The organism is Mesorhizobium sp. 01N446, assembly GCF_056399285.1.
This window is the reverse complement of record NZ_JBFTRA010000002.1, coordinates 877,458-897,040: the sequence shown is the minus strand read 5'-3', so window position 1 is coordinate 897,040 and position 19,583 is coordinate 877,458. Positions and strand designations below refer to the sequence as shown.

At 64.8% G+C, this 19,583-nt stretch carries 20 protein-coding genes; 16 read left to right on the top strand and 4 right to left on the bottom strand.

Going from position 1 to position 19,583, the window contains the following annotated elements; genetic code table 11:
* Nucleotides 1-8 precede the first annotated feature (8 nt).
* The gene (locus AC1DPX_RS12665; protein ID WP_477237003.1) at nucleotides 9-470 is read right to left on the bottom strand and encodes a GNAT family N-acetyltransferase; all 462 of its coding nucleotides are present in this window, start codon (nucleotides 468-470) and stop codon (nucleotides 9-11) included.
* A complete protein-coding gene (locus AC1DPX_RS12660) occupies nucleotides 467-4,624 on the bottom strand; it encodes a Pls/PosA family non-ribosomal peptide synthetase (RefSeq protein ID WP_477237001.1) in 4,158 nt (1,385 codons plus the stop codon). Before AC1DPX_RS12660 ends, AC1DPX_RS12665 begins: the two co-directional genes overlap by 4 nt.
* A gap of 381 nt (nucleotides 4,625-5,005) precedes the next feature.
* On the opposite strand from AC1DPX_RS12660, the gene AC1DPX_RS12655 reads away from it, so the two are divergent.
* From AC1DPX_RS12655 to minE, 16 genes are all read left to right on the top strand, one after another.
* Nucleotides 5,006-6,001, top strand: a complete 996-nt coding sequence (locus AC1DPX_RS12655) for a helix-turn-helix domain-containing protein (protein WP_477236999.1) — start codon at nucleotides 5,006-5,008, stop codon at nucleotides 5,999-6,001.
* 151 nt (nucleotides 6,002-6,152) lie between these two features.
* Nucleotides 6,153-7,115 carry an AraC family transcriptional regulator gene (locus AC1DPX_RS12650; RefSeq protein WP_477236997.1) on the top strand — a complete coding sequence of 321 codons (963 nt, stop codon included), beginning with the start codon at nucleotides 6,153-6,155 and terminating at the stop codon, nucleotides 7,113-7,115.
* 166 nt (nucleotides 7,116-7,281) lie between these two features.
* Complete coding sequence (locus tag AC1DPX_RS12645) at nucleotides 7,282-7,578, top strand: hypothetical protein (RefSeq protein WP_202358736.1); 297 nt, start codon at nucleotides 7,282-7,284, stop codon at nucleotides 7,576-7,578.
* Between the two features lie 430 nt (nucleotides 7,579-8,008).
* The gene (locus AC1DPX_RS12640) at nucleotides 8,009-8,245 is read left to right on the top strand and encodes a DUF680 domain-containing protein (protein ID WP_202358737.1); all 237 of its coding nucleotides are present in this window, start codon (nucleotides 8,009-8,011) and stop codon (nucleotides 8,243-8,245) included.
* 128 nt (nucleotides 8,246-8,373) lie between these two features.
* The gene (locus AC1DPX_RS12635; protein ID WP_477236995.1) at nucleotides 8,374-9,345 is read left to right on the top strand and encodes an MBL fold metallo-hydrolase; all 972 of its coding nucleotides are present in this window, start codon (nucleotides 8,374-8,376) and stop codon (nucleotides 9,343-9,345) included.
* Between the two features lie 31 nt (nucleotides 9,346-9,376).
* On the top strand, nucleotides 9,377-9,856 hold the full coding sequence (locus tag AC1DPX_RS12630) for a tetratricopeptide repeat protein (RefSeq protein WP_199641706.1): 480 nt from the start codon (nucleotides 9,377-9,379) through the stop codon (nucleotides 9,854-9,856).
* A 362-nt stretch (nucleotides 9,857-10,218) separates the two neighbouring features.
* The gene (locus AC1DPX_RS12625) at nucleotides 10,219-10,740 is read left to right on the top strand and encodes a DoxX family protein (RefSeq protein ID WP_477236993.1); all 522 of its coding nucleotides are present in this window, start codon (nucleotides 10,219-10,221) and stop codon (nucleotides 10,738-10,740) included.
* A 120-nt stretch (nucleotides 10,741-10,860) separates the two neighbouring features.
* On the top strand, nucleotides 10,861-11,478 hold the full coding sequence (locus AC1DPX_RS12620; protein ID WP_477236991.1) for a BA14K family protein: 618 nt from the start codon (nucleotides 10,861-10,863) through the stop codon (nucleotides 11,476-11,478).
* A 281-nt stretch (nucleotides 11,479-11,759) separates the two neighbouring features.
* Nucleotides 11,760-11,999, top strand: a complete 240-nt coding sequence (locus AC1DPX_RS12615) for a DUF680 domain-containing protein (protein ID WP_202358740.1) — start codon at nucleotides 11,760-11,762, stop codon at nucleotides 11,997-11,999.
* A gap of 326 nt (nucleotides 12,000-12,325) precedes the next feature.
* Complete coding sequence (locus AC1DPX_RS12610; RefSeq protein WP_477236989.1) at nucleotides 12,326-12,628, top strand: DUF2934 domain-containing protein; 303 nt, start codon at nucleotides 12,326-12,328, stop codon at nucleotides 12,626-12,628.
* Between the two features lie 15 nt (nucleotides 12,629-12,643).
* Nucleotides 12,644-12,793, top strand: coding sequence for a hypothetical protein (locus tag AC1DPX_RS12605; RefSeq protein ID WP_477236987.1), 150 nt, complete (start codon nucleotides 12,644-12,646; stop codon nucleotides 12,791-12,793).
* A gap of 407 nt (nucleotides 12,794-13,200) precedes the next feature.
* On the top strand, nucleotides 13,201-13,452 hold the full coding sequence (locus AC1DPX_RS12600) for a hypothetical protein (protein WP_477236985.1): 252 nt from the start codon (nucleotides 13,201-13,203) through the stop codon (nucleotides 13,450-13,452).
* A 121-nt stretch (nucleotides 13,453-13,573) separates the two neighbouring features.
* A complete protein-coding gene (locus AC1DPX_RS12595) occupies nucleotides 13,574-13,990 on the top strand; it encodes a GNAT family N-acetyltransferase (protein WP_477236983.1) in 417 nt (138 codons plus the stop codon).
* 249 nt (nucleotides 13,991-14,239) lie between these two features.
* Nucleotides 14,240-15,061 carry a septum site-determining protein MinC gene (minC, locus tag AC1DPX_RS12590; protein ID WP_477236981.1) on the top strand — a complete coding sequence of 274 codons (822 nt, stop codon included), beginning with the start codon at nucleotides 14,240-14,242 and terminating at the stop codon, nucleotides 15,059-15,061.
* A 101-nt stretch (nucleotides 15,062-15,162) separates the two neighbouring features.
* Nucleotides 15,163-15,978 (top strand): septum site-determining protein MinD, encoded by an 816-nt coding sequence (gene minD, locus AC1DPX_RS12585; protein ID WP_010910549.1) that lies wholly within the window; start codon nucleotides 15,163-15,165, stop codon nucleotides 15,976-15,978.
* Nucleotides 15,975-16,247: a cell division topological specificity factor MinE gene (gene minE / locus AC1DPX_RS12580; protein WP_056571260.1), complete on the top strand. Its 273-nt coding sequence runs from the start codon at nucleotides 15,975-15,977 to the stop codon at nucleotides 16,245-16,247. Before minD ends, minE begins: the two co-directional genes overlap by 4 nt.
* A 514-nt stretch (nucleotides 16,248-16,761) precedes the next feature.
* On the opposite strand, the gene AC1DPX_RS12575 is transcribed toward minE, so the two are convergent.
* Nucleotides 16,762-18,546, bottom strand: coding sequence for an ABC transporter ATP-binding protein (locus AC1DPX_RS12575; RefSeq protein WP_477236979.1), 1,785 nt, complete (start codon nucleotides 18,544-18,546; stop codon nucleotides 16,762-16,764).
* A complete protein-coding gene (locus tag AC1DPX_RS12570) occupies nucleotides 18,546-19,583 on the bottom strand; it encodes a glycosyltransferase family 2 protein (protein WP_477236977.1) in 1,038 nt (345 codons plus the stop codon). Before AC1DPX_RS12570 ends, AC1DPX_RS12575 begins: the two co-directional genes overlap by 1 nt.

Sequence of the window (19,583 nt, the reverse complement as noted above, 5' to 3'; positions counted from 1 at the left end):
TGGAAGCGTCAAGGGTCATGCCTCGGCAGGACGAGGTCGGCGATCATTTCGCCATCCTCGTCGAGCCCTTCTTCCACGAAACCGGCGCTGCGATAGAGCTGGCGCGCCGCTTCATTCTCCGGCTCGTAGCAAATGGAGACGTGCCTGATGTGGCCGAGCCCGCCGATCTCGCGCAGCACCTCGCGCAACGCGGCCTTGCCATAGCCTTTGCCCTGGCTGGCGCGGTCGATCATGAAACGGTAGATGCGCGCCTCTTCGTCATCCAGCGGCGCGTCGTACATGAGGAAGCCGACGATGCGATCGCCGGCCATGATGACACGCGGCCGCGCATCCTCGTCGGATTGCGCCTCCTCCAGCGACGCAGCGTTGCCAGCGACGAAATCCATCTGCTCCGGCGCCAGTTCCAGCGCCGTGACCAGGGCCCGATTGACCCTGGTCACCGGGGCGAGACGGATTTCTGTGGCCGTCAAGCCGGCGCCTTGGCGCCGTCGTCCGTGACCGGAGTCACGAAGCGATGCAGCTTGGCCGGATTGCCGCGCCAGATGGAGTAGGGCTCCAGCTCCTCACCCTTCATCACGAAGGAATCGGTGTCGGCCACCGATCCTTCGCCCATCACGACGCCGTAATGGACAAAGGCGGACGGTCCGAGCGTGCAGCCCTTGCCGATGCGGATGTAGTCGGACTTGAACGCGCCTTCCTCCAGCGAGTGAGCCTGGATGACGCAGCCTTCGTTGAGCGTCACGTCGTCGCCGATCTCGACCAGCGATCGCTCGGTGAGGTTGGCGCCGCCATCATAGACTCTGCTGCCGACCTTGACGCCCAGCAGGCGCAGGATCATCGGCCGGAACGGCGTGCCGGCGAACAGGCGCACGATCGGCGAATCCGCCAGCTTCCAGTGCCGTTCGTGACGCCAGAAGTCGACGTCGTAGATCGTCGTGATCCGCGGCTTCAGCCTGCGAAAACCAAGGCTTGCCCGCTCGACAAAGATGTAGAACGGAATGGTGATCGCCGAGGTCAGGAGCACGGCGACGAACAGCGCGACCTCAGCCCATTCGGTGTAGTAGTTCAGCGCCCGGTCCCAGATCGCGATCGTGGCGAACAACATGACCCATTGCGTTGCCAAGAACAGAAGGATGGTCACCAGATTGTGGCGGTTCTTGTGCGGGATGCGCTGGCGTCGGTCGGCCTCGTCGACGCCGGCGATGAGTTCCTTGTCGCGGTTGACCATGCGCGGGATTTCAAAGGCCGGCGAGCCCAGGAGCCCGACATTCTCGCGCACCGGCCCGTCGATGGGGATCATCACCTTGGTGCCGAGCAGGACGTTGTCGCCCGTGCGTCCATCCGGCGGATAGTAGATGTTGTTGCCGAGATAGTTGCGCTCGCCAATGCGCGTCCGCTCGAGCCGGAATGCGGAGGCGGATTTGTGCATGTTGATCATGAACAGGCCGTCCGACACCATGGTCTCGGTGCCAATCTCACACAAAAGCGGGTTTTCGTGCTGCTGGTTGGAGCCGAAGTTGGAGCCGGTCTGCACCACCTTGTTGAGGTTCCAGCCGATGGCCCGCATGTAGTGCACGATCGCCGAGCTGTCGCCGAACAGCAGCCCCAGCACGCGGGAGTTGCTGGTGAATTCGGCGACGGTCTGCAGCCAGTAGCGGAAGCCGTAAAGCGTGTAGGTGCGGCCGGGCTTCAGAACCAGATTTGTCAAGCGGGGCACCAGCGTCGCCACGAGAAAGGCCACGGCGATATAGCCGAAAAGCGTGACCGTGGTGCCGACCGCGACCAGGCCGATCGTCTCCTGGTAGTCGTCGCCGACGTTCTCCCAATAGCTCTGGAACAGGAATGGCAACGGGGTGACGATGAAAAACAGCCCCACCAGCTGAACGGCCTCATAGAGGAAGCGCCGGACCTGGTAAGGATTTACATTACGCACCTTGCAATAGTCCGCCGTGGTCGGCACGGCCGGCGACCCATGCCAGTGTTCGCCATCCGGGATGCTTTGCCCGCGCTGCAGCGAGGACGAATGGCCGAGCTGGCCGCCGTCGCCAATCGAGGTGTCGATGTCGAGCGTGGAGCCCACACCGATGAAGGCATCGCGGCCGATGGTCAGCGGCCCGGTGTGGATATAGCCTGACTGCGCCCGATAGCCGAGGATCATCGATTCCTTGCGCAGGATGGTGTTGTCGCCGATCGAGATGAGGTCCGTGCAGACGGGCACGGACTTGGATTCGATGACGGCATTGTGCCCGAGTTTGGTGCCGAGAAGCTGCAGATAGAAGCTGTAGAGCGGGCTTCCGCGGAACAGCACGACGGGGGCGGTGCGGATCAAGGTCTTGACCACCCAGAAGCGGTAGTAGCGCAGGCCCCAGATGGGGAAGGCTTCGGCCTTCCATCGGCCGATGAGAACCCATTTCGCCAGGACGGCAAAGCCCGTCATGCCGAAGAACACGCCGGCCGAGAGCGCCACGCATCTGACATAGAGCTGCAGCGGATCGTCGAGCGCCTCATACATCCAGTTGAGGCCGATGTTGATCGCCCACAGGCCCGCATAGCTGTAGACGCCGTAGAACAGCAACTGCGCCATGCCGCAGGTCCAGTAGGCAAGGTTCGATGCCTGGCGGGTGAGGACAGGCTCGTTGGTGGCGGCCGTCATCTCTTGCGAGACGCTGAGGTGCTTGGCCAGGCGCGCCACCGTCGGATGGAGATAGATGTCGCGCATGGACGTCGTCGCCCATTCCTTGCGGGTGCGCACGCGGGCGCAGAAATGCGCCATCAGCAGCGAGTTGGCGCCGAGATCGTCGAAGAAATTGTCCTCGACCGACACTTCGTCGAATTTCAGCACCGTGGCCAGGGCTTCGGCCAGGAAGCGCTCGTCGTCATTGCCGGGCGCAACCATTTCCCGGTTGGCGGAAAGCCGCACGCTTGTCGGCTTCGGCAGCTGGCGAAGGTCCACCTTGTTGGAGACCGTCATCGGGATTGCCGGCAGTTCCTCCAGATAGGAGGGGACCATGTAATCCGGCAGACGCCGCTTCATCGTCTGGGCGAGATCGGCCCGCGAGAGCGCCGGGGATCCAGCCTTGGGCGCGTAGTAGGCGACGAGTTCGACGCGGCCGGGCTCGATCTCCCAGGTGGTGACGGCAGCCTGCGCGATCTCGGGCTGGTCCAGCAGCACCGCCTCGATCTCGCCGAGCTCGATGCGATAGCCACGGATCTTCACCTGGGTGTCGATGCGCCCGGCATACTCGATCTCGCCATCGTCGTTGATCCGGCCAAGATCGCCGGTGCGGTAGATGCGCTTGGACGGGTTGTTCGGCAGGCCGAGGAAATCGGGGATGAACTTCTGTTCCGTCAGGTCCTGCCGGTTGAGGTAACCGACCGCGAGCCCGATGCCGGCGATGCCGATCTCGCCCAGTTCGCCAGGCTCGGCAAGTTGCGGCAGCGAAGGATCGAGAATGACGATGGAGTAGGTGGGCAGCGGCGCGCCGATGGTGACGGGCCTGTCCGGCGTCAGCGCGCCCATCGTTGCGGTGACGGTCGCCTCGGTCGGGCCATAGGTGTTGAGGATCTGCCGGCCCGGCTTCGACCAGCGCACCACCAGATTGTGCGGGCAGGCCTCGCCGCCGACCAGCAGCGTGCGCAGGCTAGGCACATCCGATGTCATCGACGACAGAAGCGTCGGGCTGCAGGCCATGCAGGTGATTTCATGGAACCGCAGGAAATCCGCCAGTTCCTCGCCGACCAGCGGCATCTGGCCGGGCGCGGGCACCACGGTCGCACCGGCGACGAAGGGCACCCAGATCTCCTCGGAGGAGAAGTCGAAGGCAATCGTCATGCCCTGGTAGACGCGATCGCCCTGATCATAGCCGTAGGATGCGGCGGCGACGCGGATGAAGTTGACGAAGCTCTGGTGCCGGATGGCCACGCCCTTCGGCCTGCCGGTCGTGCCCGACGTGTAGAGGATGTAGCAGATGTCCTCGACGGCTGTTGGGGCCGTCGTCTTGTTCGGCTTCAGCGGCGCAGCGGACTGTTTGGAGATTTCGGCGGCGGCGCTGTCGATCAGCACATTGGGTACCGGCAGCTGGTCGGCCCGCGACGCATAGCTGGCGATGGTGACGACCAGGCTGACGCTGGCGTCTTCGATGATGAGCGCCATGCGTTCTTGCGGGAAGGCGGTGGCCAGCGGCACGAAGGCGGCGCCTGCCTTCACGACGGCGAGCAAGGCGACATAGGTTTCCGCCGACCGGTCGAGAATGAGCCCGACCCGATGGCCCGGCCGCACGCCGCGCTTGATCAGCACACGGGCGAACTGGTTGGCGCGGCTGTCCAGCTGCCGATAGGTCCAGACTTGTCCGTCGGAGATCACGGCCGGCAAGGTGGCGTATGTGTCGGCGAGCTGCTCGAAGACCGTATCGAGCCGCTCGTCGGGCTGGCCTGCCCGGGCGAAATCGGCGCCGGTCAGAATCTGGCCATGCGCGGCCAGGGGCCGCTGAGCACCCTTCATCAGGGCATCGACGCTTGCTAGCCTATTTTTGGCCAGTCCATCCGTGGCCAGACCAGTTTCGGACTCTCCGTCCAGTCTTGCCGTGTCCCTGTCGAGTGCGGCGATATCGACACCGTGATCCATTTCCAAACTTTCTCGTCCTGGCCGCGCATCGCCCGGCTGTTCATGCCGCCGTTCGAGCAGGCATTTCGGCTGTGCAGCCGCTGCAATTTGACCCTTGTTGGTGGAGAACCGAGGCTTCCGAAAAGGAAGAATCCGCAGTCCCCCGCGGGATGGTTATGCCATCCGATCTTTTCGCCAGTTTTTCCGAACTGTTGAAACTTGTTTCTGAATTGTGTCTGAGGCCGTGCGAACGGGCTGGAGGAGCCGCGCAAGGCCGGTGTTGTCGCTGCCCGGCAGACATGCCTATGCTGCGTGGTTCGCGGAGGCTCGTGGCGGATGGCGGCGGCAGGCAACGGTCAGGAGCCGGGCAGGGCTCTCGCGGATCGCGGGGTTCCGCGTTCCGTGCTGGATTCGGCGGGCCTGGCGCCCCGGCAGGCTGTCGCGCTGTGGCAGGAGAGCATGGGCTTCTTCTACGACGTCCGCTTGCGCAATGGCGGCGACGACCGCTTCCATTTCCATGCGGAAGCCTTGCATTTCAGCGGGATCGCCCTCAGTTCCTACCGCTGCGTCGCGCAGAATTTCGACCGCTCGCGCGCCCGCATCGGTCGCGACGGTCTCGACCAGATCACCGTGCAGCTCTGCCTGCGGGGCAGCCACGGCCGGCGCGATGGCGGGCCGGACGAAAAGGCCTGCCCGGGCGACCTGATCGTCTCCGACCTGGCGCAGGCCCAGTCGACAGGGACGTCCGGCATCGACAGCCTCAACCTGACCATGCCGCGCCGCCTGCTGGCGCCGCTGCTGAAGGCGCCCGACGAGCACAATCTGCGCGTCGTCCCCGGCAATGCGCCTTTGACGGCGCTGTTGCGTGGCCATCTCATCAGCCTCTACCAGGCAGCGCCGGCCATGGGCGGCAGGAATGCCGAGGCGGTGACCAGGCCGACGCTGGAACTCGCCGCCGCGGCGATCAATTCGACTGTCGCGGAGGAGAACGCCGCGTCGGTGCAACTGGCACTGACCGGCGAAATCCGCCGCCATGTCGACAGGCATGTAACCGGCCGGGATCTCAGCGCCGAGACAATCGCCGCGCTGTTCGGCATCTCGACGCGCAAGCTCTATTACCTCTTCGAGCCGCATGGCGGCTTCTCCAGATACATCCAGGAGGAGAGGCTGCGCCGCTGCCGCGCCGAACTCGTCGATCCCGGCCACCGGCACGAAGCCATTGGCGACATCGCCGGCCGCTACGGCTTCGGCCACCGCAAGAGTTTTGTCCGCGCCTTCCGGCGTTGCTTCGACATGACGCCGCGCGAAATGCGCGCGCTTGCAGCGCAAGGCCGAAGCCTGACCCGCGAGCATGGCGCGGACCGCACACTGTGGCAGTGGATCCGCGAGCTTCGCTGAACCCGGACCCGCAGACATTCGAGGCTGATCTTGCACCAGGGGCCACATTCCTTGCGCATGCCGCCACTTTCGCGCGGCGCGTCCATGCAGGGCTTGAACTGTCCCTGCCGCCCGCACGAAAACCGCAGGGAAGAACGGGGATCGAACGCAGGTGTCCAGCCCGGACAATGTCATCGTCCTGTCCACGGACGAGATTGCCGACCGCGAGCGCGAAGAGGCGGTGCGCGAATTCTATGGCCGCATCTGCATGCGCCTGGACCTTGCCCCGCTGCAGGGCGGCGCGCTGCATCTGAGCGCCACCACGCTGTTGCTGCCGGGAGTGAGCGTGGCCGAGGGCAAGGTCGCGCCGATGGCCTGGGAGCGCACGGCAGCCCTGCGGCAGGACGCCAATGACGACCTCGTCGTGTCCTGGATCGCCGGCGGCTGGGGGTTTGATACACCAAGCCATGGAACGGTGGAGACACTGGCCGGCGCGCCCTGCATCATGCCGATGGACGGGCGCTGGCGCGCCAGGGCGCCGAACGGCGAGTGGACCATTTGCGCCCGCTTCGACAGGTCGACGCTCGAGCCGCTGGTGCGCCATGTCGGCGATCTCGCGCCCGATGCGATCAACCCCGCCACGCCGGAGGCGCGGCTTCTCCTGGCCTATGTCAGGGCGGTGGCGCAGGGCGGGATGAGTGCTGCACTCTCGCCGCTGGCGGCCCAGCACATTGCCGATCTGTTCGCGGCCGCGGTCGGCGCCAGCCGCGAGGCGGGTGAGGTGGTCGCCGGGCGCGGCGTCCGCGCCGCGCGCATGCAAGCGATCAAAGCCTACATCAAGGAGAATCTGCACAAGGCGCGGCTGTCGGCGGAGATGGCCGGCCGGAGCCTTGGTATCAGCCCGCGCTACATCAGGCGGCTTTTCGCCGAGGAGGGGCAGGGCTTTTCCGACTATGTCATGCAAAGGCGGCTGGAACGCATCCACCGGCAGCTTGCCAGCCCGCTTTTCGCGGCACGGCCGATCGCCGATCTCGCCTTCGAGGCGGGGCTGGTCGAGCCGTCGACCTTCTACCGGCAGTTCCGCTCGCGCTATCGCATGACGCCTTCCGAGGTGCGCGCCGGCCTGGCGCAGTGAGGCGCCTGTTCCGCCAGTGCCATGCGCCTGTGCCGCCAGCGCGATACGCCCATGCCCTGGCATCCGCATAGTCGCGCCGGCGGACGCGCTGCATGAGGCATGTGCGGGAACGGAGGCTGGGGGGCCGGGTCTCCGTGACATCGGAAACTGGCCAGTGGAGGCAACAATGCGTGCGGCGAAAAGATGGATCCTGGGCATCTCGGTCTTCTGCGCCCTTCTTCCAACCGAGGTCTTCGCGGCCTACAAATGCTGGAACCCGGCGATCTGCAAGGCGGTCTGCGGCGCCGAGATCTGCGGCAAGATCAGCGCGAGCAATCGCGACATGAAGGCGCTGGACGGGTCCGGCAAGCTCGCCGCCTCCGGCGGCGGCAGCTCATCGTCAGGCAGCAGCTCCAAGAAGACTTACACCTGTTCGAACCCGGCGATCTGCATCGCGGTGTGCGGCAAGAAGACCTGTCCGTAGGCGGGTAGGGCAGGTGCATTGTTGAAGGCGTCGGCGCGCTGCGCCGGCGCCTTTTTTGTTTTTGTGTGCTGGGGTGAGCCGGGAATTTACCAGATGCCGGCGCCGCCCCTCATCCGCCTGCCGGCACCTTCTCCCCGTATAGTGACGGGGAGAAGGGAGAAGGCAGCGACGCCGGCGTCCTCTTGCAACGCTGGTGATTGGCGAAACCATCGATGGCAGCGTCCCTCTCCCCGTCACTATACGGGGAGAGGATCCCGGCAGGCAGGTGAGGGGCAGCGCCGACTTCGACGATTGGTCTGATGATCGACTGCTGGCCACCTTCCAAAAAAATCTCGCACCCCCCGGGAATAAAGCGACGCCCTGCCGGGTCTTCATCTCAGCGGGGCCAATCCGGCCCGCGACCCGAAGAAACGAAACAAGGATTTATCAAATGACCAAGCTCGCTCTCAGCGTGGCTGCGATGTTGCTTGCCTCGAGTGCCGCCTTTGCCGGCAGCGACCATTTCGGCGCCGACGCTGCCAACCAGCCTGCCGCTTCCGTCGACACCAATGCCACCGCGTCGATCCCCTACACGGCCCCCGTCGACACCAGGGTGACGACCGGACCGGGCCGGCCGGCGACCAAAACTGATGCGGGCGAACCCGGCCAGGGCATCTGGGGCCGCTGAGTTCAGGGCGGGGCATCCTCGAGGTCCCGACCCGGCCCGCGATCAGGACGGGGGGCCATGTGGCGTGGCCCTCCGTCGCTCCTTCCGCGATTTTCTTGCCGCCACCGCAACCCACAGGAGACCACACAATGTTCAGCATGACACGCCGCACAGTGCTTCAATCCGCCGCCGCCGCTGCCGCATTAGGCCTTGCCGGCAAGCTCGAATTCACCCGCCCCGCTTTTGCCGAGACCCCGGTGGAGCCGACCGTCGGTTTCTACAAATACACGGTCGGCGACATCGAGGTGACCGCCATCTATGACGGCATCTGGAAGAAGCCGCACGACCCCGCCTTCATCAAGGATGTCTCGGTCGAAGACACCAAGGCCGCACTCGCCAAGGCGGGGCTGACCACCGACTTCATGCCCATTCCGCTCACCGTGGTCGTGCTGAAGATGGGCGGCAAGCTGATCATGATGGATGCGGGCTCGGGCGTCGGCCAGTGGCAGGCCAACGCCACGCACCTGCCGGCCAACATGGCCGCCGCCGGCATCGACTACCATGCGATCGACACCATCATGATCTCGCATTTCCACCCGGACCATGTCTGGGGCCTGATGGAGAAAGGCACCAACACGCCGGTGTTCCCCAATGCCGAGCTGATCGTCAACGCCACCGAGTACAATTGGTGGACCGATCCAAGCCGGCTGGCCAAGCTGCCCGAGGGCCGCAAGCCGGCGGGCAAGCGCATCGCCGAGAATTTTCCGAAATGGAAGAACTGGAAGCTGGTCGAGGACGGCGCGGAAGTGGCGCCCGGCATCCAGATCATCGCCGCCCCCGGCCACACGCCCGGACATTCGGTGTACCTCGCCAATTCCGGCAAGGAGCAGCTGATGATCTCGGCCGACACCATGTATGTGCCCGCACTTCTGGCGCCGCATCCGGAGTGGCAGGGCGCCTACGACCAGGACGGGCCGACCGCGATTGCCACGCGCCACAAGATCATCGACCGGGTGATAGCGGACAATATCCGCATTTCCGGGTCGCACTTCCCGTTCCCCGGCACCGGCGTCTTCGTCAAGGACGGCAATGCCTACGGCTTCACGCCGGTTCAAGTTTGAACGCGGCAACCCAAACCAAGCGAGTAAGACAATGAAACAGCTTCTCTTGGGCAGAAACGCCCTGTTCGGCCTGCTCGGCGCCATTGCCGTGCTGACCGTCGTTCCCGTCGCAACGATCATGCCGGCCTATGCGGTGGATGATATCGAGGGCGCCGACGCACCCGACCTCACCGCCGTCCAGGCCAAGATCGCCGCCAAGGACTACAAGGGCGCGCTGGCCGATCTGCGCGACCTCGCGCAGGACAACCAGCAGGCCGACGTCTACAATCTGCTCGGCTTCACGCTGCGCAAGACCGGCGATTTCACCACTGCGCTGACCTACTACAACAAGGCGCTGGAGCTGAAGCCCGACCACAAGGCCGCCCGCGAATATCTGGGCGAGCTCTATGTCGAGACCGGCGACATGAACAAGGCCAAGGAGCAGCTGGCCTCGCTGCAGAAACTCTGCCCCGCCGGCTGCGAGGAGCTTTCCGACCTGCAGAAGGCCATCGACACCAAGGTGACGCAGTAGGGTCCCCCTCACCCGGATTGCCAAGACCGAATTGCGAAGGGCAATTCGGGGCAATCCGACCTCTCCCCGAGGGGAGACGAGGGCGCCGGCGTCGATGCTCGTTTCTTCTCCCCCACAGGGGGTCCGAAGGACGGGCGAGGCCCGCGACTCGCCCCGGCAAAGGTGGACGCGAAGCGGCCGGATGAGGGGGCCTTGGCACAGACCTATCCCACCAGTTTGGGCGCTCGTGGCTGGCGCCCATTGCCGGAGCCGGCGCTCTCCCTCGAGCCGGCTCCGGCCTTTTCAAAGATCACATCGGGCAGGCGCCGCCCCAGCACGGCGAGCGCGGCGCCTGCCTGTCTCAAAAAATCGGAGCCTGACCCATGACACCGAACGAAGTCGCCGCGAAGCTCACCGGCCTCGCCACGAAATACCACATCAGGGACGTGACCCTGCTTGTCGGCCGCCTGCTTATGTCCTTCATCTTCCTGCATGAGGGCGTGACGCTGGCCACCCATTTCGACGGCGCCGCCAGAGCGATGGCGGCGCAAGGCGTCGGCCTGCCGCTGTTCGTCGCCACCATCGCCCTGCAATTGGGGGCGGGGCTCTCGGTGGCATCAGGCATGCTGACGCGGCTGGGCGGCATCGGGCTCGGCCTGTTCTGCCTGGCCACGGCCTTGCTGTTTCACACCAACTTCGCCAGCCAGAACGAGCTGCTGCACTTCGAAAAGGATCTGGCGATCGCAGGCGGCATGTTCGTGCTGGCCGCCGTTGGCGCCGGCCGGATCTCGCTGGACTGGCTGCTCGCCCGCACCCTGCAAAAGCGCCTGCGCGACAAGGAGATGGTCAAGGCGTTGCTGGCCGTTGAGAACGAATTCTCCGTGGATGTGCGGCTGCCGGTTTGAGGCGGCAAGGCCTGCCTTGCGCATCGGCGTGCCGCTCCGGTTGGCTGGCCGAGCCAAATGCTCGCCCGCTGGAACCAGTCCCGGTGCTCCGCATTCTATTAGCTGGGGCTCAAGGAGTGTGTGATGAAAGCGGTTTTGGCACTGGTCGCAGGCTTTGTCCTGACCCTTGCGGTCTTCGCCAGCGGGCTGGCCTTTGCCGCCTGGGTGATTGTCGCCAAGCCCGTGCATGAGGCCAGGCCCGCCGACAGCGTCTCGCAGCTGTGGACCAAGGACGCACAGCCTGTCGACAAGGCTTCGCTGGGCCTGGAGCGGGTGGCCGCCGCGCAGCCCGCAGCACCCGACGCCGGAGCCAGGGTGCAGGCGGCATCGCTAGAGCCGACCAATGCAGGCGCGGCGCCCGGCGCGCGTGAACAACAGGCCAGGCTGCCGGCTGCCCATGTCAGCTGGTGCGCGGACCGCTATCGCTCCTACAATCCCGACGACAACAGCTACATGTCCTACAGCGGCCAGCAGCGCCCTTGCGTCTCGCCCTATCTCGACACGACCGCCGCCGCCGAACAGGCCGCGCAGCAGCCCACCGAAGTCAGCTATGTCGAGGGCGGCGCCGCGCCCCTGGTTGCCTCAGCCGACCTTTCGGACGACCACGTCCAATCCTGCTTCAGCCGCTACCGCTCCTACCGTCCCGAAGACAACAGCTACCAGCCCTATTCCGGCGGACCCAGGCGCCAGTGCGAATAATAGGCGCCGCGCACAGCGCTTTGCTGCCGCATTCCACGCAAAATTCCACTCTTTCGGCGGGTCTTACCACGCCGGCACCCACGCTGGCTCAAACACCAGCCCCTTATTGAAACCGCCAACAGCGCAACACAAACCGAGTGCGCTGAAACCTGCAACCGCAGGGATCCGGTGAGGGTCGCGGTTGGCCGGTTTCGCCCGGAACCATGAACATACAGCCTCATGAACGCGATGCGGGCGGCGCGTCGAGGCCGATGTCAACTTGTAAGAGATGGAGACTTGAAATGAAGAAGATCATTCTGACTGCTGCTGCGTTCCTGTTCGCCTCCGGCATGGCTTTTGCCGGCAGCGACCATTTCGGCTCGGACTTCGTTCCGGCCGCCGGCAGCTACCCGACCACCCATTCGATGATGTCTTCCAAGGCGGTCGACCCGAGCGTCACGCAGAGCATCACCGGCGGCGCGGCGGGACAGTCGAACCTCGACATGCCGGCCGAATACGGCCAGGGCATCTGGGGCCACTGATATCAAGGCCGTCCAGCACGGCCGGCATCCAGGCGGCGGGCGCCGCCTGGATCATCTTGTGTGCTGACTGGTGCATCTTACCGCCAGTCCTGGAGATTGGCGAAAGCCGATGTGACAGCCAATCTCCCCACAAGGGGGTGAGAAGTGGTCCGCGTAGCGGACGGAAAGCCAATTGCTTGGCTTTCCGAACGACGAACGCCCGGCAGGCCAGAGGGGGCGCCGTAGGGTACAAACCTTGCCGTTTCACCCGGACCAGCGATCACGCAAATTTTTTGGATCATTCGCGCAAGCTCGGCGTTCCTCCCCGACACGAAGGAGGAACGACGATGGGCGACGAACGGCATGAGAAGATCCAGAAGCGCGCATACCAGATCTGGGAGCGCGAAGGCGGCGGAGATCCCGAGCATCATTGGCACCGGGCCGAGGCCGAGATCGACAGGGAAGCCGCCCCGACAGCCGACGACGCGCTGCCGCGCGAGATCGCCAGCACCGACGTGCTGGAGGTCGAGGAACTGGCCATCCGCACCGGCATTTCGGGCGACGAAGCGCAAGCGCTGCTCGACCGCCTGGGCACCGACCGCGCGGCGGTGGAGCACGCGCGGAACATAAGGAGCAAACGGAAATCCTGATCAGGGAGGGCTGAGATGATCCGCAAACTCAAGGACGGCAAATACCGGCTTTATTCCCGCAAGAAGGACGAGAAGACCGGGAAGAGGCGGAATTTGGGGACGTTCGAGACGCGGGAAGCGGCGGAGAAGCATGAGCGGGAGGTGCAGTATTTCAAGCGGCGGTGAGGGGCAGGTGCTTGCCTTTGACGATCGCGATGGCGAGGTGCCGTAGGCTTGCATGACCCATTTAATCTTGATTCTAATTGGTACATGGCGGCTTTGCGCCGGCGACGAGGGCTGCACCGTCGCCAACGCTGACAACTCCTGCCGCCTCGACCGCGTCGCCGACTCGTTGATTGCAAATTTCGATGCGATCCTAGCTTGTGGACCATAGCGTGTCCGATTAGATCGGACACAATACATCGTGATGAAACCGGTGGCCGTGCCAATTACCGAACCGACGGGACGGCTGAGGCGCCGTGGCCATACGTATGGCTCCGCATGTTTGCGATGGGACGGCTAGCGTTCGTGGCGACGGTTGCTTGGCAAGTTATTTCTCTCTGGGTAGGTTGAACCCCTCGGAGGGAACAATCATGACAGGCTATTTCGGCACGCCGATACAGCAGCGCCTGCAGGCCCAGGCGGAGGCGAGTGCTGAGTTCATCAACGTAACAGCCGGTGCCTGCCAGACAGGGCGTACCATGGGCTGCGACGACCCCGAGCGACTGGGCTGGGCACGGATTGCTGAATTTCTCGATCGCGACGGCGTCTGTGGCTTCTATCCCATCCAGCAATGCGGACAAGCTACAGTCCCATTTGGAAGCGCAGGGTTTCCGCTTCGATAGATGGGACGTTTTCCTCGCTGATCGCCATTCCGCTCTCGCAGCTTCGGAGGCAATCCTGTCACATGGTCTACCGGACGAATTTAGGGAACTTGAGCGGCCGGCCGACCCGCAGGGTAGGGAAATGGCTAGAATTCAGACCCTTATGAATGATGCGGGCGTGGTGCCGTTTTCAGGCTCAATGCTGACGGGCGGCGTGGGGCCCGCATCCACTGTGACGATTGGTGAAAAGGACGGCACTGTAGTGGCAGCGGCTCACGGCTACCTGCCACACAACTCCTTCAGCCCCTATCACCAATATGCTTGGGGCGGGCTTGTTGCTGTGGCGGAAGCGCAGCGGGGTAAAGGGCTGGGCAGCTATGTCAACGCGCGTATGATTGTCAGCGTATTCCGCGATCTCAACGCGACCCACGTCTACGAGCTTATCTCACCAACGAACTTACCATCCCGTCGAATGGTGGAGGCGTGCGGGCTAAGGCACGAATCTGAGCTTGTCTGCGGTATTGCAACGCCTCACCAGAGCCCACGTCTGACGCGGTAATTCAACAGTGCTCCAACGTTTGTTATAGGGCCACAAGCTAAACGGCAGCTTGTCTCCGGGTGCAGTCGGATACCGGACGGCCTGCTTTCGGCCTCTATTAGGACATTCAAAGTGTCGCTGGCAGCGGCCGCAACTGGCGTTTGACCGACCTTCCAATTTCGCGAAGACTGCCCGGTTGCCCACCCCTCGTTAACCATTCGTTAACCATTCCCTCGCTAGCGTTTACCTCTCAGTAAGGATTCGCCAGCCGTGACCTTTGCCGCTCCCCTCGAGGCCAAATCCATTCGCTTTCGTGCCCGTTCTTTCGTCGCTTTCACATTGACCCCGGAAGCGCCCATGGTGGAGTGGCTGCAGGGGCTGGATCACTGGATCGGCAACTCGCCGGGCTATTTTGCCGGGCGGCCGGTGCTGCTCGATCTGAATGTGCTGAAGCCGCAGACGAGCGAGATCGCGGCACTTGTGGCGGAGCTTTTTACGCGCGGCATCCGCATCTATGCCATCGAGCTGGAAGGGGCTGCGCTCGGGCCCGAGCTGCCGCCTCTGCTGGTCGGCGCCAAGGAGGCGACGACGGAGGGGCTGCTGCCTGGCCGCAAGGGCGGGCAAGAGGGTTCCGGCAGGGAAGGCAAGGCCGCCGAGGGCAGGGACCACGGCATGGACGCACGGGCGGACGCCGGCGTTGCCAAGGGCAAGGCTGGCGCAAGCAAGACCGGGGAAAGCGAGCCGCAGGTTTCGCACTACGATTCGGGCACGCTGATGATCAAGGCGCCGATCCGCTCCGGCCAGGCGATCATGCATGCGCATGGCGATGTCATCGTGCTCGGCTCGGTCGCGTCCGGTTCGGAGATCGTCGCCGCCGGCTCGATCCATGTCTACGGCACGCTGCGCGGGCGGGCTTCGGCGGGTGCGCTGGGCAACACCAGTGCGCGCATCTTCTGCCGCCGCAACGAGGCGGAGCTTCTGTCGGTCGACGGCTGGTACATCACCGCCGAGGAGATGGAAGGGGTGTCGCGCGGCAAGCCGGTGCAGGCCTTCCTCGACGGCGATGGCCTGCGCGTCGAGACTTTGAGTTGAGAACGGCCGTCAGGGCGGCCGACTGAGAAAACTGGCCGGTGCGGCCGACTGAAGGCCGGCAAGCCGGCCCGGGACAACGGATAACAACGGAGGCTTTTTCCATGGGCAAGGTAGTGGTGGTCACTTCGGGCAAGGGGGGCGTCGGCAAGACCACCTCGACGGCGGCGCTCGGTGCCGCCGTGGCCAAGACCGGCAAGAAGGTGGCGCTGGTCGATTTCGACGTCGGCCTCAGGAATCTCGACCTGATCATGGGCGCGGAACGCCGCGTGGTGTTCGACCTCGTCAACGTCATCCAGGGCACGGCAAAGCTTTCGCAGGCGCTGATCCGCGACAAGCGGGTCGACACGCTGTTCCTGCTGCCGGCCTCGCAGACGCGCGACAAGGACGCGCTGACGGAAGAGGGCGTCGGCGAAGTCATCGACAAGCTGCGCTCGGTGTTCGACTATGTCTTCTGCGACAGCCCGGCCGGCATCGAGCGCGGTGCGCAGCTCGCCATGCGCTTTGCCGACGAGGCGGTCATCGTCACCAATCCGGAAGTGTCGTCGGTGCGCGATTCCGACCGCATCATCGGCCTGCTCGACGCCCGCACCATGCGCGCCGAACAGGGCGAGCAGATCGCCAAGCACGTGCTGGTCACCCGCTATGACGCGGGGCGCGCCGCGCGCGGCGAAATGCTCAGCATCGACGATGTGCTGGAAATCCTGTCGGTGCCGCTGCTCGGCATCATCCCGGAAAGCCAGGATGTGCTGCGCGCGTCCAACCTCGGTGCGCCGGTGACGCTGTCGGAGCCGCTCAACACGGCTGCCAAGGCCTATATCGACGCCGCAAGGCGGCTGGAAGGCGAGGATCTGCCGGTCGTCGTCCCCTTCGAGCGCAAAGGTTTCCTCGACCGTCTGTTGGGAAGGAGGGCGGCATGAACGTGTTCGACCTTTTCAGGCGGCGCTCCAGCGCGCCGGTGGCGCGCGAGCGGCTGCAAGTGCTGCTCGCCTATGAGCGCCGCAACCGCAGCCAGCCCGACCTCGTCTCCATCCTGCGCGAGGAGATCATGGCCGTGATCGCCAAGCATGTGCAGATCGACCAGGATTATTTGCAGGTCTCGATGGACCGCGGCGAGACCATGTCGACGCTGGAGATCGATATCCAGATCCCCAACAAGAGCGCCGTGCCGATGGCGATCGCGGGGTAATCTTCACTCTCCCCCTTGTGGGGAGAGTCGCTGCGAAGCAGCGGGGTCTGCGCGATGCTGCCAGGCCTATACTCCGAAGACTGGCGCGAGGCGCCCCCCTCTGTCCTGCCGGACATCTCCCCCTCAAGGGGGGAGATTGGCAGTTTCCGCGACAGCTCACTCCTTGAGACGTTGGTGGTTGGCGAAAGCCGGCCGGCATCTGATCTCCCCCCTCGAGGGGGAGATGCCCGGCAGGGCAGAGGGGGGCCGTCCCGCCGACGTTGCCAGTCTCCTATAGCCCTTCACGCCACCGTTTGCGCGAGGCGGCCCAGAACAAGAGGAGGGCCGGCGCCGCATCTGGAGAGTAAGCGATGGGCACCGGCCCGGGCGGATCGACAGGTCCGCCGCGAAGGAACGGTAGCGAGTCCGGGCACCGCATGGCATTGGTGCGATCGCGCAGGGTGCCGGCGGCAAGTCATCAGTCATTGATTCGGACCACCGGTGAGGGCATTGGGAAGCGCTGCCCCGGCCCATGTCAGTCGAGCGGTTCGTGCTGGTAAAGCTCGTCCATGGAGAGCGATGCCAGGGCGCCGAATGGGGCCTGTTTCTTCACCCGGCCGTCGCTCAGGATCACCACGTCGTCGCAGAACGAGATGGTGCTGTGGTGATGGCTGATGACGATGGTCGTGCGCCGTCCCGCCCTCGACTTCAGGGTCTCGACGATCGCCGCCTCCGACAGCCCGTCGACCGCATTGGTGGCTTCGTCGAGGATCAGCAGATCGGGATCGCGCACCAGCGCCCTGGCCAACGCGATGCGCTGCCTCTGTCCCGCCGACAGGTTGACGCCCCTGTAGCCGACGAGCGTCTCGTAGCCCTGCGGCAGCCGTTCGATGAATTCATGCGCCTCGGCCAGTCTCGCGGCGCGTTCGGCGTCGCCGGCCGTGGCCGCATCCTGCCCATAGACTATGTTCTCGAAAATGGTGCCGTCGACCAGTTCCAGCTCCTGGCTGGCCAGCGCGATGTGGCGCCGCCACTGGCTGGCATCGATCCCGTCGAGCGGTGATCCGTCGACGAGGATCCTGCCGCTGTCCGGTTCGACGAAGCGGCACAGAAGATTGACGATCGTCGTCTTGCCGGCGCCGGAGCGGCCGATCAGCGCCGTCGAGCGGTCGCTGTTGATTGTGAACGTCGCCGCATGCAGCACCACCTCACGCCGGTCGGTGCCGGAATAGGTGAACGTCACTTCCTCGAACTTGATGCCTTGGCGCAAACCGTGGAACGGCCCGTCGCCTTGCGGCGACCTGGGCTTGCCCGCGGGGTCCAGCATCCATGTCACCTCTTCCAGCGATCCGCTCAGGCCCTGCAACTGGCTCCACGACCCCTGCAGCGCCCGCATATGCGGCTGCAGCCTGTAGAGCAGGATGACGAAGGCGATRATCAGCGGGAAACTCACTTGCGCCAGCCAGGCGCCGATCACCACCGCCAGGAACAGCATGGCGTGGAGAACCTCCGTCAGCGGCGGCAATGCACCCTGGCGGACCTGCAGGATGAAGGAGGCGCGGCGAACCGCGTCGGACGCGGTATCGAATATCGCCTTTTCCCGGGTCTCCTGGCCGAAGATGCGTATCAGGCGTCCGGCATGCACCAGATGCAGCATTTGCGAGGCGAGGTGGCTGTTGCGCGAAGCGACGCTGCGGCTGGGGCCTTTCAGGTTGGCCGAGAGGATGGCGTGCGCGATCTGGACGAGCGCCAGTCCGAGCGTGACCAGCAGCGTCATGCGCCATGACAGCAGCAGCAGAAAGGCCAGGAGGATGATGGCGGCCGATGCGCTGACGATCGCCGACAGCATGATCTGGATGGCATCGGACGCCCGCCAGGATTCGTTGGAGATGATGTTGAGCAGCCGCCCGGGGCTCTGCCGCAGGAAGAAGGGATAGCCGACCCGCAGGAGCTGCTCCGACAAAGCGCTGCGGATCGAATGACTGGCCTTGCCGGAGATGAAGGACGTCAGCAGCGTGTTGGCGAAGGCGAAGACGTTCTTCAGGAGGATCGAGCCGAGAATGGCGGCCGAAATGACGAAAAGCCGGTCGCGCTCGCTGAAGCCCGATCCGACCTGCTGGAGCACAGCGGAGAAGCCGGCCATCCCCGCCGCATCGCCATGTCCCATGATGATGCCCAGCAGGGGGATGATCAGGCCGATGCCGAACCCTTCGAGGGCGGCGCTGACCAGGCCGAGGACCACCACGGCCGGAACCAGGCGCAGTTGCCGCTTTCCGAAGGCGCGGAACAGCATCGGCAGGCCAGGCGGGAGCAATGGCATCAGAGCGGCGCCTCGGCATTGGCTTGTTGGTCCTGCCGCACCGGCTCGGCCTGCGGCCGTCCCGCCAGCAGAAGCAACGCGTATCTGGCCGCGCCGAGCACGTTCATACCGACGATCGGCCAGTGCGACAGATTGAGTTCGCGATCGAAGGCGGGCCCGCCCGCCAATTCCCGGAAAGCCCCTCTCACGGCCCAGTAGAAATGGCGGAGCAGCCAGGGCGCATGGCGGAGATGTTTCAGGCAGAGCCCGCCATTGCCCAGGCTGTAGTCGCGGTGGAGCTTTTCGATGGCTTTGCGATCGCGCCGGCCATGGTGGTGGAATATCGTCATGTCGGGCACATACTCGACCGCGATGCCGAGCCGCACCGCCCGCACGAGGTAGTCGGTATCCTCCGCCGACCGCAATGGTCCGCCCGCGCCGAAGCGTTCGTCGAAATAGCCGATGCGGGCCGCGACATCGCGGTGCATCGTCATGTTGCAGCCCAGCACGAAGCCGCCGGGATGGATATCGGGCGTCAGCCGCTCGCGCACCCGCGATCGCTTGATCGTGAAAGGCAGGTCCCTGGGATCGCCAAGCTCGACACGGCCTCCGCGGATAAGCCCCTGTTCCCCGGAAGAGTAATGTCGTTCCAGGTCGGCGAGATAGTCGCGATGCACCGCGCAATCGTCATCGACGAAGACCAGCACGCGACCCCGCGCGCGCCTCAACCCGGCGTTACGGGCAGCGGCCAGTCCGGGGCGTGGCTCGCAAACGGGCGTGAATGGAATGTCCGACATGGCGGCGATGCTGGCCAGGCGTTCCGCCGTGCGGTCGCTCGAGCCATTGTCGACGACCACGAGCTCGGCCGCGAAGCCGGCATGGGCACGGCACGCGGCCTGCACCGACTTGATGCAGGCCTCGAGCACGGTGACGCGGTTGCGCGTGCAGATGATGAAGCTGACTTCCGGGCCTGGTCGCTCTGCCCGCAGGCCGGCCGGCGCGCCGCCAAGCGCCGTCGAACGGTCGCGTTGCAGAGGTTGGTGGGCGTTGATGGTCAT

What these genes read in the sequence shown, in the direction of transcription:
- AC1DPX_RS12660 (WP_477237001.1), bottom strand. Translation starts at nt 4,624, where the DNA reads ATGGATCACGGTGTCGATATCGCCGCACTCGACAGGGACACGGCAAGA.
- AC1DPX_RS12640 (WP_202358737.1), top strand. Translation starts at nt 8,009, where the DNA reads ATGACCAAGCTCGCTCTCAGCGTGGCTGCGATGTTGCTTGCCTCGAGT.
- AC1DPX_RS12630 (WP_199641706.1), top strand. Translation starts at nt 9,377, where the DNA reads ATGAAACAGCTTCTCTTGGGCAGAAACGCCCTGTTCGGCCTGCTCGGC.
- AC1DPX_RS12615 (WP_202358740.1), top strand. Translation starts at nt 11,760, where the DNA reads ATGAAGAAGATCATTCTGACTGCTGCTGCGTTCCTGTTCGCCTCCGGC.
- AC1DPX_RS12645 (WP_202358736.1), top strand. Translation starts at nt 7,282, where the DNA reads ATGCGTGCGGCGAAAAGATGGATCCTGGGCATCTCGGTCTTCTGCGCC.
- AC1DPX_RS12570 (WP_477236977.1), bottom strand. Translation starts at nt 19,583, where the DNA reads ATGACCATCAACGCCCACCAACCTCTGCAACGCGACCGTTCGACGGCG.
- minE (WP_056571260.1), top strand. Translation starts at nt 15,975, where the DNA reads ATGAACGTGTTCGACCTTTTCAGGCGGCGCTCCAGCGCGCCGGTGGCG.
- AC1DPX_RS12595 (WP_477236983.1), top strand. Translation starts at nt 13,574, where the DNA reads ATGGCTAGAATTCAGACCCTTATGAATGATGCGGGCGTGGTGCCGTTT.
- AC1DPX_RS12625 (WP_477236993.1), top strand. Translation starts at nt 10,219, where the DNA reads ATGACACCGAACGAAGTCGCCGCGAAGCTCACCGGCCTCGCCACGAAA.
- AC1DPX_RS12610 (WP_477236989.1), top strand. Translation starts at nt 12,326, where the DNA reads ATGGGCGACGAACGGCATGAGAAGATCCAGAAGCGCGCATACCAGATC.
- AC1DPX_RS12600 (WP_477236985.1), top strand. Translation starts at nt 13,201, where the DNA reads ATGACAGGCTATTTCGGCACGCCGATACAGCAGCGCCTGCAGGCCCAG.
- AC1DPX_RS12635 (WP_477236995.1), top strand. Translation starts at nt 8,374, where the DNA reads ATGTTCAGCATGACACGCCGCACAGTGCTTCAATCCGCCGCCGCCGCT.
- AC1DPX_RS12605 (WP_477236987.1), top strand. Translation starts at nt 12,644, where the DNA reads ATGATCCGCAAACTCAAGGACGGCAAATACCGGCTTTATTCCCGCAAG.
- minD (WP_010910549.1), top strand. Translation starts at nt 15,163, where the DNA reads ATGGGCAAGGTAGTGGTGGTCACTTCGGGCAAGGGGGGCGTCGGCAAG.